Below are 12,263 nucleotides of genomic sequence, written 5' to 3'. Positions count from 1 at the left end.
CGCGTCACCCAGGCTGGGACGCCAGCGGCAGGCGCGCGTCCAGGACGATGCCCTCCGGCGACAGGTTGCATTGATAGCAGAGCACTTCAACTCCCTGGCTTTGCGCGCTTTTCAGGGCCGCGGCGTAGGCCGGGTCGATGTCGCCGGCCGCCGCCACGCGGCGGCAGTCGCCGCGCTGGACCAGGAAGAACAGCACCGCGCGGGCGCCCTGGCGGGCCATGGCGGCCAGTTCGAGCAGATGCCGGGTGCCGCGGGCGGTCACCGCGTCGGGAAACTCCGCGGTGTCGCCGCCCCGCTTCAGGGTGACGCTCTTGACCTCGAGATAGCAGGGCGGGCGGCCGTCGGCTTCCAGCAGGAAGTCGACCCGGCTGTTGGTGCCGTAGCGGACCTCGCGGCGCAGCCCGGCATAGCCGGCCAGTTCCGCCACCCGCCCGGCCTCCAGCGCCTCGGCCACCAGGGCGTTGGCGCGTCCGGTGTTGATACCGACCAGCGCGCTGCCCTGCGGCGCCGGCACCTCCACCAGTTCCCAGGAGTACTTCAGCTTGCGCGCCGGATTCGTCGCCGGCGACAGCCACACCGGCGAGCCCGGAACGGCAAGGCCCAGCATGGAGCCGGGATTGGCGCAGTGCGCCACGACTTCGCGGCCCCCGTCTTCCTGGCCCCCGTCTTCCTGGCCCCCGTCTTCCTGGCCCCCGTCTTCCTGGCCCGCGTCTTCTTGGCCCTCTTCGAGCACGATGTCGGCGAGAAAGCGCTTGTAGCGGCGCAGCAGGCGCCCGCGGATCAGGGGATCTGGAAACTGCATCGGTGCGGCATAACTCTCGAAGCGAAGATGTTTCTTGAAGCCGACGAGGGCGGGAACGCCCGGTGGCATTGCGGTGTTGGCAGCAACTGGCGGGAAGCGATTGAGGACCCCTACCCAGGCTTGCAACTTGACGTCGGGAAAGCCACTCTACAATGACTTAACCGCTTTTCGGCAATCGCCGTCCCGCCGCCAGTAGTTGGCGCCTGCCACAGCCGCCTGCCCAGGATTCGCCTCATGTCCGTGCTTTCCACTGCCCATACCGCCTTGGCGTTTCCGGTGTTCAGGCGCATGGCGCTCGCCGCGGGCCTGCTGCTGGTGGCCGCCTGCGCATCGCAGTCCGGCGGCCCGGCGCGCGGGCTCGATTCCGGGACGGCGCTGCCGCCGCCCGCCGCCGGTGAAAATGCCGCCGGTGAAAATGCTGGCGGCAGCGGTGCCCTGCCGGTGGTGCCCGCCGCCCCGCTGCCGGCGCCGTCGAGCACCAGCCAGCCGCCGGCGAACGGCGGCGAACCGGTCGTGGTCAAGGGGCCCGACGGCACCGAGTGGACGGCGTCCACCAACAAGGACAGCGAGACCTACCAGGCCGACATCGAGGACTGCTATCGCTACGCCGCCGCGCAGACGCGCCGCGATGCCCAGTTCATCGACGACCGCAACGCCGGCATCGATACCCTGACGAACCAGTCGCCCTATTCGGGCCTGCGCCAGCGGGTCGACGAGTACGATCTGCGCAATCGCCGGACGTCTTTAATGTCGTCCTGCATGGAGTCGAAGGGTTACGCGCGGGCCGACACGGTCTTGCCGCGCCTCGAGTTCTGAGGGAGAGGCCTTAAGGCATGGCTGCAACAGCGGAGCCGCGGGCGAAGCCGGAATCGCCGGTGACGGCCTGCCTCCTGATCATCGGCAACGAGATCCTCTCGGGCCGCACCCAGGACAAGAACCTCGCCTTCATCGGCCAGGGCCTCAACGAACTCGGCATCCGGCTGATGGAAGTGCGGGTGATCCCCGACGTCGAGGCGACCGTCGTCGCCACCCTGGGCGAGGTGCGCCGCCGCTTCGATTATGTCTTCACCACCGGCGGAATCGGCCCCACCCATGACGACATCACGGCGGACTGCGTGGCCAAGGCCTTCGGTCGGCAGCTGATCATCAATCCCGAAGCGCGGGCCATCCTCGAAGCCCACTACCCGCCCGGCCAACTGACCGAGGCGCGGCTGCGCATGGCGCGCACGCCCGAGGGCGCCGTGCTGATCGAGAACCCGGTCAGCAGGGCGCCGGGCTTCCAGGTCGAGAACGTCTTCGTCATGGCCGGCATTCCCAACATCATGCAGGCCATGTTCGCCAGTGTGAAACACCGCCTGGTCGGCGGTCAGCCGCTGCGCTCGCGCACTCTCGTCGTGGAGATGGGCGAAAGCTTCGTGGCCGAGGGGCTTGCCGGCCTGCAGGCGCATTACCCCGATGTGGAGATCGGCAGCTATCCCTTCACGCGCGACGGCGTTTTCGGCACCCGGCTGGTGCTGCGCGCGACCGAGGACGCGGTGCTGGATGCGGCGGCGGCGGATCTCGATACGTTGATCGCCGCGCTCGGCGCCAAGAGTGCATGGGAAACCGGACCGGCGCCTGCGCCTGCAGAGACGGCATGAGAGGAGACGCAAGGCCGTGAATGACGAGGTGCCACCGACAGATCTGCTGCCGCTGCTGTTCACCACGGCGCTGGTGGTCTACGTGCTGGTGATGGGCAACATCGACCTCGCCCGCACGGTCATCCGGGTCGGCGCCCTGTTGTCGGCCAGCTTCTGCCTGTTTGTCTGGGGTGCGGCGGCGCTGTCCTATGCCGAGTGGGGCGGACCGGTGATCGAGGAGTTCTATGCGACCCAGTTCATCGCGCAGCGTCTCGGGGCGCCGGCGACCGGCTGGCTGCTGCTCGCGCTGGGGGTGGCCCCCGTGGTCGTCGCGCTGCGCGAAGTGCGGCGGCTGAAGACCGCGCGGTGAGGTGCTGCGATGACGGGAAAACCTGACGGCGCCGTCGACCTGGTGATCCAGCCGCGGACCCGCGACATCGGCGACTTCGCCGTGCGCCGCGTGCTGCCCTACGCCAAGCGGCGCATGGTCGGTCCTTTCGTCTTTCTCGACGAGTTCGGCCCGGTCGACATGGCGGCGGGCCACGGCATCGACGTGCGCCCACATCCGCACATCGGGCTCTCCACGCTGACCTATCTCTTCAAGGGCGAGATCCTGCACCGCGACAGCCTGGGCAGCCTGCAGGCGATCCGGCCCGGCGCGGCAAACTGGATGACCGCCGGGCGCGGCATCGTTCATTCGGAGCGCAGCGGCGAGGTGGAGCGCGCGCGCGACAAACGCCTGCACGGTATGCAGTCCTGGGTTGCCCTGCCGCTCGACGAAGAGGAGCGGACGCCGAGCTTCACCCATCATGGCGAGGACACGCTGCCGGTGATCGAGCGCGACGGCGCCTGGCTGCGCCTCGTCGCCGGTCGGGCCTACGGCGAGTCCGCGCCGGTCGAGGTGTTCTCCGACCTCTTCTACATCCACGCCGAGCTGCCGGCGGGCGCCGCGCTTGCGCTGCCCGAAGAGCATCCCGAGCGCGCGGTTTACATTGTCGAGGGCGGACTCTCGATCGGCGGCGAGACCTATGGCCCGGCCACCATGGTGGTGCTGCGGCCCGGCCCGGCCGTCCTCGCGGCGACGGCGGCGAGCCGCCTCATGTTGCTGGGCGGCGCGCCGCTGGAGGGAAGCCGCCACATCTGGTGGAACTTCGTCTCCTCCTCGCCGGAGCGCATCGCGCAGGCCAAGGCGGACTGGAAGGACGGACGCTTTCCCGCGGTGCCGGGCGACAGCGACTTCATCCCGCTGCCCGAAGAGTGAACGGCCCCGGCCCGACACGTCATTTTCGTCCCCGGACCCAAGTCCCCGAACGGATGGCTATACGCCGAGCGCGCCACCCGGCGGCCGGGTCGCCAGGATGGCGACCACGTCGGTCTCTTCGGCGAAGTGCGGCGCGCCGGGCAGCGCGGCGAGACAGGCGCGCAACCCCGCCTCGAAGTCGCCGATGCCGTCGCCGAGCAGCGCCGCATTGCCCGAGGAGGTCGAGAACACATAGCCGACGATATCGTCGATCGACCAGTGCCGGGCGACCGGATAGGCGAGGGTGGCGATGCGGTGGAAGGCCGATTGGCGCAGCACCTCCTCGTGGCTGCGCCCGCTGCGGCGCTTGCTGTTGAGGGCATCGGCGGGGCTCGCGCCGCCGTGCCAGTCCCTGACGTAGGCACGCGCCGCCTCACGCCAGGCGACGCCGTTCGGACGATCCTCGCCGATGATGACGACGCTGCCCGTGGCATCGATCACGCGGTCGAGAAACGCCAGCACCGCCTCGCGCTGCATCCAGTGGAAGCTGCGCCCCAACGTCGCGCAACAGAATGCCGGCGCTTCCATCGGCCATTGCGCGGCGAGGTCCTCGCTGGTGGTCTCGAGCCAGCGGATGTTGTCCGCGCAGGCCAGGTCCTGCGCGGCCTTGCGGCCCGCGGCGAGCATCTCCGGCTGCGGATCGACGGCGGTGACCTGCGCGCCCAGGGCGGCCAGGGGCACGGCGAGAAAGCCGGGCCCGCAGCCGAGATCCAGCACGCGCTTGCCGCGGTTCAGATGGCAGCGCTCCACCAGGTCGGCGAAGAGCGCGTCGGGATAGCGCGGCCGGTAGCGCAGGTAATAGGGCGCCGCCCCGGCGAACAGCGAGGCCGGATCGGGAGGTTGGCGGTCAGCGGCGGGCTGACCGGGACCGGATGGCGGCGTAGCGGACATGATGCCCCCTGCATAGCACGGCGGGCGTGTCGCGGTGATGACAGAGCCGGCCCCGCCTCCCGAAAAAGCAGGCGGGGCGCGCTTGCTGCCGGCCTACTGGACGGCCTACTGGACCGCGGAATCGCGCCGGATCTGGTCGACGCGGATGTCGTACTCTTCCCGGCTCATGCGGCCTTCCTTGTAGGCCTCTTCGACGCGGTCGCGCTCGTTGTCGAGATGGACCTCATAGCCCGTGGCGGTACCGCCGGCGCCCACGGCGCCACCCACCAGGGCCGCGCAGCCGCTGACCATGAACATCGAGCCCAGCAGCACCGCGGCTGCCGCGAATTTACGCATGATTCTATCCTCTTTCAGGTATTCCCGCGGCATCAACGCAGAGATCGCGCGCCGGTTCCCCCAAATCGCGCCCCGGTTCCGCCGCAGGCGCCCTCCACCCTGGTGCCAGCCGCCCCTGGTGCCCGCTGCCGGACTCGAACCGGCACGGCCTTGCGGCCTCGGGATTTTAAGTCCCGTATGTCTACCAATTCCATCAAGCGGGCCGGGGCCTTCGGGAGGGCCGCCGGGGCGGTAGGGCCTTCCTTGTGCCCCAGGGGGCTGCCGGAGACAAGGGCGGCCAGGGGGGGCGGCCAGGGGCGCGCTGCCCTATCCGCCCCGGGACGCGGCCCGCCGCATCCAATGCCGGCACCCGAAGCTGGCACCCGAAGCTGGCCCCGCCGGGCCGCTTCTTCTATGAAGGGAGGCAACGGTCGAGGGAGAACGATCCATGGCGGGACGGCTCGCAGGCAAGGTGGCGATGGTGGTCGGGGCCGGCTCCTCGGGGCCCGGCTGGGGCAACGGCAAGGCCACGGCCGTGCTCTTCGCCCGCGAAGGCGCCCGGCTGTTTTGCGTCGACATCAATCTCGAAGCGGCGGAGGAAACGGTCGACCTCATCCGCGGCGAGGGCGGCGAGGCCGAATCCTGCCGCGCCGATGTCTCCAAGGCGGCGGAGGTCGAGGCCATGGTGGCGCGCTGCCTTGAGACCTACGGCCGCATCGACGTGCTGGACAACAACGTCGGCATCCTGCAGGTCGGCGGGCCGGTGGAAACCGACGAGGCGAACTGGGACCGCGTCCTCGACGTGAATCTCAAGTCGATGTTCCTGACCTGCAAGCACGTGCTGCCGGTGATGGAGCGCCAGGGGGGCGGCGCCATCGTGAACATCGCCTCGATCGCCGGGATCCGCGACACCGGCGTGCCCTATATCTCCTATTCCACCAGCAAGGGCGCGGTGCTGCCCTTCACCCGCTCGGTGGCGCTGCAGTACGCGAAGAAGGGCATCCGCGCCAACGCCATCGTTCCGGGCCTGCTGAACACGCCGATGATCGTCGAGCCGCTGAAGGATGCCTATGCCGAGGGCGACATCGAGCAGATGATCCGCCTGCGCGACGCCCAGTGCCCGACTGGCAAGATGGGCGACGCCTGGGACGTCGCCTACGCGGCGCTGTTCCTCGCCTCCGACGAGGCCAAGTACATCACCGGCACCGAGCTGCTGGTCGACGGCGGCATCACGGCGAAGTTTTCTTAGTACCTGACACTTCGACCATCTCTACAGGCACACACCGCTGTCGCCCCGGGGCTTGACCCCGGGGCCCATTGGCTGCAGTTGCGGTGAAGATTTCAACAGCTGTGTTCGGTGAAACGGCGAGGGCAATGGGTCCCGGCATCAAGTGCCGGGACGACAGTTATGCATAAAGCGAGAGCGTATCACTGCGCCGTCGTGCCGCCCTCCGTCTTCTTGCGGCGCCGGAACGCCGTGAGGTTCAGGATCTCCACCATCAGCGAGAAGGCGATGGCGAAGTAGAGGTAGCCGCGCGGCACGTGGAAGTGCAGGGCATCGGCCACCAGGGCGACGCCGATGAGCAGCAGGAAGGCGAGCGCCAGCATCTTGGTGGTCGGGTGGCGGCGGATGAAGTTGCTGATTGGCGTCGCCGCGAACATCATCACCGCGATGGCGATGACGACGGCGGTGATCATGATCGGCAGGTTGTCGGTCATGCCGACGGCGGTGATCACGGAATCGAGCGAGAACACCAGGTCGATGGCGAGGATCTGGACGATGGCGGAAGCGAAGGAGGTCGCCTTGCTCGCGTGCTCCTTGCCGTGATCGCCTTCGACGGTGCCGTGGATCTCCGAGGTCGCCTTGGCCAGCAGGAACAGGCCGCCGGCCAGCAGGATGAGGTCGCGCCAGGAGACCGCCAGGTCGAAGACCTCGAACAGGGGCGCGGTGAGCTTGGTCAGCCACACCAGTCCCGCCAGCAGCACGATGCGCCCGACCAGCGCCAGGCCGAGGCCGAGGCGCTGGGCCAGGATGCGGCGGTTCTCGGCCACCCTGTCGGTGATGATCGACAGGAAGATGATATTGTCGATGCCCAGCACGATCTCCAGGAAGGTCAGGGTCAGCAGGCTGGCCCAGATGGCGGGGTCGGAAATCCATTCGAGCATCGTCGGTCGCTCCAGCGTTCTTGGCCGGCCAGCGGTCTTGGCCGGGTGGATGGTATCAGTGGCGGACTTGGGATAACAGTCTGCCCGGCGTAGGGTTGCACGCCGCCGTATCGCTTCTTTTCGCAACGAGGCCGGGGAAACGTGATGGATGAAAAGCAGAAGGAAGACTGGAGCTTCGTCAGCGTGTTCGACGGTGCCGGCGGCGCGCGGCGGGAATCGGCCGGCCGGCAGGACTTCCCGCCCGATGCGATCCTCTGGGCGCACTTGCAGCGCGACTCCGCTTCGGCCCAGCGCTGGCTGGCGCGCGAGCGCGGGGTGCCGCCCCTGGTGCGCCAGGCGCTGACTGCCGAGGAAACCCGGCCGCGCTGCACGCCCCTGGAGGGCGGCCTGCTGCTCATCCTGCGCGGGGTCAATCTCAATCCCGACTCCGATCCGGAGGACATGGTCTCCATCCGGGTCTGGACCGACGGCAGGCGCATCCTGACGGTCTGGCTGCGACGGCTGCTGGCGGTCAGGGATATCGACGAGATGCTGGAGCAAGGACGCGGCCCCAAGGGCGTCGGCGAATTCCTCACCCTGCTGTGCGAGCGGCTTGCCTCGTGGATGGAGCCGGTGATCGCCGAGATCGACGACCGCATCGACGCGCTGGAGGACGAGGTGCTGGAGAACTACCAGCCGGAACTGCGTGAGCGGCTCGCCACGGTGCGCCGCCAGGCCATCGTGCTGCGCCGCTACTTCGCGCCGCAGCGCGAGGCCCTGCTGCGCCTCGCCAGCGACCAGGACATCACTCCCTGGCTGGAAACCCGCGAACGCCTGCTGCTGCGCGAGACCGCCGACCGCATCACCCGCTACGTCGAGGACCTGGATGCCGGACGCGAGCGCGCCAGCGTCGTCCACGACCAGCTCGCCAACCACCTCTCCGACGAACTGAACCGCGGCATGTACACGCTGTCGGTGATCGCCGCGATCTTCCTGCCGCTCGGTTTCCTGACCGGGCTGCTCGGCATCAACGTCGGCGGACTGCCCGGCGTCGACACGCCCTGGGCCTTCGCCGCGGTCTGCGGCATTCTTGCGCTGCTCGCAGGCCTGGAGATCTGGCTGCTGCGGCATTTGAAGTGGATTTGAGGAGACAGCGGAGTGTCCCGGCATACGCGCCAGGAAGAACCGCTAGTCCTCGCCAGGCGCCGGTGCGGGGGCCGGGGGCTGGCGGCGGCCGACGATCCCGGCCGGCAGCAGGCGGAAGAGCAGCGGCGTACACACCACGATGAAGAAGATGCGCACGATGTGGTGCGTCGCCACCAGCGCCGCGTCGATCGACAGTGCCAGCGCGATGAGGCTCATCTCGGCGACGCCGCCCGGGGCGAAGGCGAGGAAGAGGCCGATGGTCGGCAGGCCGGTCAGCGGGTGCAGGGCGACGGCGAAGAGAAGGCCGCCGGCGACCAGGATGACGGTGCTGCCGAAGGAGGCGAGGATGGTGTGGCCGACCAGCTTCATGCTGACGCCGGCGAAGCGGCAGCCGATTGTGGTGCCGACCACCACCTGGGCCGCGGCCACCAGTTCCGTCGGCGGCTTGGCCGAGGTCAGGCCGCCCAGGTGAAAGGCGGCCGAGAACAGCATCGGGCCGAGCACGGCGGCGGCCGGCAGGCGGGCGAGGCGCGCCAGAATGTAGCCGGCGACGCCGCAGAACGTCAGCACGAGAATGTCGAAGGCGTTGGAGTCGGCGAGCGGGATGCCGCCGGCCGGGCGCGGCCCCGGCGTGTAGCCGAAGATGACCTGCATGAGGAAGGGCAGCGCCAGCACCACCAGCAGAATCCGCGACGTGTGGGTCAGCGAGATGATGCGCTCGTCGCCGCCGGCCTGGGTGCCGGCCAGCACCATCTCCGAGAGGCCGCCGGGCGCGGCGGAGAAGTAGGCGGTGATCGGATCATAGCCGGCGACCCTGCGCAGGAAGACGGCGACCAGCGCGGTCGCCGAGACGGTGTAGACGGCGAGGCCGGCGAGGGAGATCGCCCAGTCGCCGATGCGGTCCAGGATCTCCGGCGCAAAGCCGCTGCCCAGCATGACGCCGAGGACGCCCAGCATGGCGAGGCGAAAGGACACCGGCAGGGCGACCGGCAGGCCGCTCATGGCGGCGACGGTGGTGGCGCTCATGGCGCCCAGCATCCAGGCCAGCGGCACGTTCAGTTCGTGGGCGAGCCAGCCGCCCACCGAGCCGATGACGAGCGCCAGGGCGATCTTGTGCAGCGCCGGACGGGGGGCTTTGGGTTTCTTCGCCATCACGCCACCGCCGTGGCAGCGGGGAGCAGGCCGAGCGCGCGGAGGTCGCCGGAGAGCTGTTCCGCCGAGATGAACTGCAGTGCCTGCCAGCCGGCGGCGCGCGCCGCCTCGGTATTGTCGCGGCGGTCGTCGATGAAGAGCGTGCGTGCCGGGGCGAGGGCAAAGCGTTCGGTCAGCAGGTCGTAGATGCGCCGGTCCGGTTTCTTCAGACCTTCGGCGCCGGAGATCACCATGCCGGAGAAGCGCTGGAAGAAATCGAAACGGCGCTGCGCGAGCGGGAATGTTTCTGCCGAGAAGTTGGACAGCACGTACAGCGGCACGTTTTCGGCATGCAGCCGCTCGACCAGCGCAACGGTGTCATCGAGCGCACCGGCCATCATCTCGTCAAATCGCGCGTAGTAGCTTTCGATCAGGGCCCGGCTGTCGGGATGGCGCGCGCAGAGATCTGCCGTGATCGCGGCCGTCGAATGGCCGGCATCAGCCTGCTCGTTCCAGTCCTGGGTGCAGACCTCCGCGAGGAAGCGCTCCATCTCCCCGGCATCGTCGATGAGCTTGCGATAAAGGTGGCGCGGGTTCCAGTCGATCAGCACGCCGCCGACATCGAAGACCACGGCCTCTATGGGCGCCTCGACCGGCGGGGTGTCCGGGCCGTGCACGCGCCGCTCAACCACGCAGGCGTTCCTCCAGGCGGTCCATGAAGCGCTCACAGAGGGCGACCTGTTCCAGGGCCACGAACTCGTCGGGCTTGTGCGCCTGGTCGATGGAGCCGGGGCCGCAGACCACCGTCGGGATGCCGCTGTGGTCGAACAGGCCCGCCTCGGTGCCGAAGGCGACCTTGCCGGTGGCGTTGCCGCCGGAAAGCGTCTTGGCCAGCTCGACGATCTCCGCCCCGGGGTCCATGTCGAGACCGGGGAAGGCGGAGATCTGCTCCCAGGTGAAGCCGGTCGCCGGGTCGACCGCCTGCATCGCCGGCAGCAGTTCCTTTTCGGCGTAGGCCTGCACCTCGGCCAGCAGCGCCTCGGGATCGTCCTGCGGCAGGTAGCGGAACTCGAACTCGAAGCGGCAGTGGCCGGGCACGATGTTCAGCTGCGTGCCGCCCTGGATGGTGCCGGTGTGTACCGTGGTGTAGGGCACGTCGAAGTCGCTGTCGAAGGGTCCTTCGGCAGCCTTGCGCGCGGCCATGTCGGCGAGGTAGCCGATGACCCTTGCCGCGACGTTCACCGCATTCACGCCGTAGGGCGCCAGCGAGGAGTGCGCTTCCTTGCCGCGCACCTGGCAGCTGACCGACTTCTTGCCCTTATGGCCGATGATGACCTTCATGTCCGTCGGCTCACCGACCACGCACATGGCCGGGCGGATCGGCTGGCTGGCGAGGAAGTCGAGCAGGCTCGGCACGCCCTTGCAGCCGACCTCTTCATCGTAGGAGAAGCAGAGATGAACCGGCGTGGCGAGGCCGCTCGCCAAAAAGCGCGGCGCGTGCGCGAGAGCGACGGCGACGAAGGACTTCATGTCGCAGGTGCCGCGGCCATACAGGCGGCCGTCGTGTTCGCTGACCAGCCAGGGATCGCGCGTCCAGTCCTGGTTGTCGATCGGCACCACATCGGTGTGGCCCGAGAGCGCGATGCCCGGCCGGTCGGTCGGGCCCAGGGTGGCATAGAGGTTGGCCTTACGCCCGTCGGCATCATGCACCAGCTGGGCGGTGACGCCGAGCCCGGCGAGGTAGTCGCGGACGTAGTGGATCAGCTCGAGATTGGAATTGCGGCTGGTGGTGTCAAAGGCGATCAGCCGGTCGATCATGGCACGGGTTTCGGGCCTGATGGCCGGGCGATCGGCGTTCAGGGGTGCGGACACGCGATGGGATACTCCAGGCGTTTGGCTGTGTTGAGGCAGAGGGGAACTCTTGGATACCAGTTAGATACCAGAGCCGGCCCTAGGATGACAGAGGCACGCGCTCGGCGCCAGTCCTCTCCGCCTCCTCCAGCAGCCATTCGCGGAACAGGCGCACCCGGCGCCGCTCGGCTACCGCGGGGGGAGAGACCAGGTAGTAGGAGAACTTTGAGGGAACCACCGGCCCGAAGGGCATGACGACGCGGCCGCCCTCCAGGTCGGCGGCGGCCAGCCAGCGGTGGCCCAGGGCGACGCCCTGGCCGGCGGCCGCGGCCTCGATCACCATGGAGGAATCGCTGAAGCCCGGGCCGCGATTCCAGTCGACCCCCTCGATGCCGGCGGCCTGCAGCCAGGAGCGCCAGTCCGGGCTCTCGTCCTGCCGCGATACCTCGTCGTGCAGGAGGGTGTGGTGCTTCAGGTTATCCGGCGTCTTCAGCGGGTGCGGCCCCTCCAGCAGCTTGGGGCTGCATACCGGAAAGACCTCGTCATACAGCAGCAGATCCGTGCGCAAGCCGGGATAGTCGCCGCGGCCATAGCGGATGCCCAGCTCGAAGGTGCCCTCGGCGAAGTCGATCAGCGCGCCGTTGGCCGAGATCATGACGTCGATCTCGGGGTGGCGGTCGCGGAAGCGCGACATGCGCGGCAGCAGCCACTTGGCGGCGAAGGAGGGAATGACGCTGATGTGCAGCGGTCCGCTCGGTCGGTCCTGGCCGAGGCGTGCCGTCCCGGCGGCGATGGCGTCGAAAGCGTCGCGCAGCACGGGCAGGTACAGCTGGCCGGCCTCGGTGAGCACCAGGCGCCGGTTGAGGCGGCGGAAGAGGGAAAGGCCGAGGTGCTCCTCGAGGGTCTTCACCTGGTGGCTGATCGCCGCCTGGGTGACGAAGAGCTCCTCGGCCGCCTTGGTGAAGGAGAGATGGCGGGCGGCGGCCTCGAAGGCCCTCAAGGCATTGAGCGGGGGCAGTTTGCGGGCCATCGGGGGACCTCTTCGCGGGGCGGTTTCGGATCA

14 protein-coding genes and 1 tRNA gene are annotated in these 12,263 nt (G+C 68.9%); 6 read left to right on the top strand and 9 right to left on the bottom strand.

Annotation, left to right across the window (positions count from 1 at the left end):
• Window positions 1–4 precede the first annotated feature (4 nt).
• Complete coding sequence (sfsA, locus tag WDC82_RS15725) at window positions 5–802, bottom strand: DNA/RNA nuclease SfsA (protein WP_340118301.1); 798 nt, start codon at window positions 800–802, stop codon at window positions 5–7.
• Between the two features lie 234 nt (window positions 803–1,036).
• Between sfsA and WDC82_RS15720 the strand changes: the two genes are divergently transcribed.
• From WDC82_RS15720 to WDC82_RS15705, 4 genes are read left to right on the top strand one after another with little or no spacing between them, the layout of a single operon-like run.
• Window positions 1,037–1,618 (top strand): hypothetical protein, encoded by a 582-nt coding sequence (locus tag WDC82_RS15720; protein WP_340118300.1) that lies wholly within the window; start codon window positions 1,037–1,039, stop codon window positions 1,616–1,618.
• A 17-nt stretch (window positions 1,619–1,635) separates the two neighbouring features.
• A complete protein-coding gene (locus tag WDC82_RS15715) occupies window positions 1,636–2,442 on the top strand; it encodes a molybdopterin-binding protein (protein ID WP_340118299.1) in 807 nt (268 codons plus the stop codon).
• 16 nt (window positions 2,443–2,458) lie between these two features.
• Window positions 2,459–2,791 (top strand): hypothetical protein, encoded by a 333-nt coding sequence (locus tag WDC82_RS15710; RefSeq protein WP_340118298.1) that lies wholly within the window; start codon window positions 2,459–2,461, stop codon window positions 2,789–2,791.
• Between the two features lie 9 nt (window positions 2,792–2,800).
• Window positions 2,801–3,682, top strand: a complete 882-nt coding sequence (locus WDC82_RS15705; RefSeq protein WP_340118297.1) for a pirin family protein — start codon at window positions 2,801–2,803, stop codon at window positions 3,680–3,682.
• A gap of 57 nt (window positions 3,683–3,739) precedes the next feature.
• Here the strand turns inward: WDC82_RS15705 and WDC82_RS15700 are convergent, their stop codons facing one another.
• The 3 genes from WDC82_RS15700 to WDC82_RS15690 all read right to left on the bottom strand — a co-directional run bounded on the left by WDC82_RS15700 (window position 3,740) and on the right by WDC82_RS15690 (window position 5,151).
• Entirely contained in the window at window positions 3,740–4,612 is an 873-nt protein-coding gene (locus tag WDC82_RS15700) for a class I SAM-dependent methyltransferase (RefSeq protein ID WP_340118296.1), read from the bottom strand.
• A 105-nt stretch (window positions 4,613–4,717) separates the two neighbouring features.
• A complete protein-coding gene (locus WDC82_RS15695; RefSeq protein WP_340118295.1) occupies window positions 4,718–4,948 on the bottom strand; it encodes a hypothetical protein in 231 nt (76 codons plus the stop codon).
• A gap of 116 nt (window positions 4,949–5,064) precedes the next feature.
• Window positions 5,065–5,151, bottom strand: a tRNA-Leu gene (locus tag WDC82_RS15690).
• A 224-nt stretch (window positions 5,152–5,375) separates the two neighbouring features.
• Here WDC82_RS15690 and WDC82_RS15685 point away from each other — a divergent pair.
• A complete protein-coding gene (locus tag WDC82_RS15685) occupies window positions 5,376–6,176 on the top strand; it encodes an SDR family oxidoreductase (protein ID WP_340118294.1) in 801 nt (266 codons plus the stop codon).
• Window positions 6,177–6,355: 179 nt separating this feature from the next.
• Here the strand turns inward: WDC82_RS15685 and WDC82_RS15680 are convergent, their stop codons facing one another.
• Window positions 6,356–7,093: a TerC family protein gene (locus tag WDC82_RS15680; RefSeq protein WP_340118293.1), complete on the bottom strand. Its 738-nt coding sequence runs from the start codon at window positions 7,091–7,093 to the stop codon at window positions 6,356–6,358.
• Between the two features lie 144 nt (window positions 7,094–7,237).
• On the opposite strand from WDC82_RS15680, the gene WDC82_RS15675 reads away from it, so the two are divergent.
• Window positions 7,238–8,218 (top strand): zinc transporter ZntB, encoded by a 981-nt coding sequence (locus tag WDC82_RS15675; protein ID WP_340118292.1) that lies wholly within the window; start codon window positions 7,238–7,240, stop codon window positions 8,216–8,218.
• A 42-nt stretch (window positions 8,219–8,260) separates the two neighbouring features.
• Here WDC82_RS15675 and WDC82_RS15670 read toward each other — a convergent pair whose 3' ends face one another.
• From WDC82_RS15670 to WDC82_RS15655, 4 genes are all read right to left on the bottom strand, one after another.
• A complete protein-coding gene (locus WDC82_RS15670) occupies window positions 8,261–9,370 on the bottom strand; it encodes an AbrB family transcriptional regulator (RefSeq protein ID WP_340118291.1) in 1,110 nt (369 codons plus the stop codon).
• Window positions 9,370–10,041, bottom strand: coding sequence for an HAD family phosphatase (locus WDC82_RS15665; protein ID WP_340118290.1), 672 nt, complete (start codon window positions 10,039–10,041; stop codon window positions 9,370–9,372). Before WDC82_RS15665 ends, WDC82_RS15670 begins: the two co-directional genes overlap by 1 nt.
• The gene (argE, locus tag WDC82_RS15660; protein WP_340118289.1) at window positions 10,034–11,221 is read right to left on the bottom strand and encodes an acetylornithine deacetylase; all 1,188 of its coding nucleotides are present in this window, start codon (window positions 11,219–11,221) and stop codon (window positions 10,034–10,036) included. Before argE ends, WDC82_RS15665 begins: the two co-directional genes overlap by 8 nt.
• A gap of 79 nt (window positions 11,222–11,300) precedes the next feature.
• Window positions 11,301–12,230, bottom strand: a complete 930-nt coding sequence (locus WDC82_RS15655; protein ID WP_340118288.1) for a transcriptional regulator GcvA — start codon at window positions 12,228–12,230, stop codon at window positions 11,301–11,303.
• Window positions 12,231–12,263 lie beyond the last annotated feature (33 nt).

Origin of the sequence: Pelagibius sp. 7325 (assembly GCF_037652055.1) — a bacterium.
In the GTDB taxonomy this organism is placed as follows: domain Bacteria; phylum Pseudomonadota; class Alphaproteobacteria; order Kiloniellales; family Kiloniellaceae; genus Pelagibius.
Note: the sequence above shows the minus strand (reverse complement) of the source record. Positions and strands in the feature narration are given on the sequence as shown.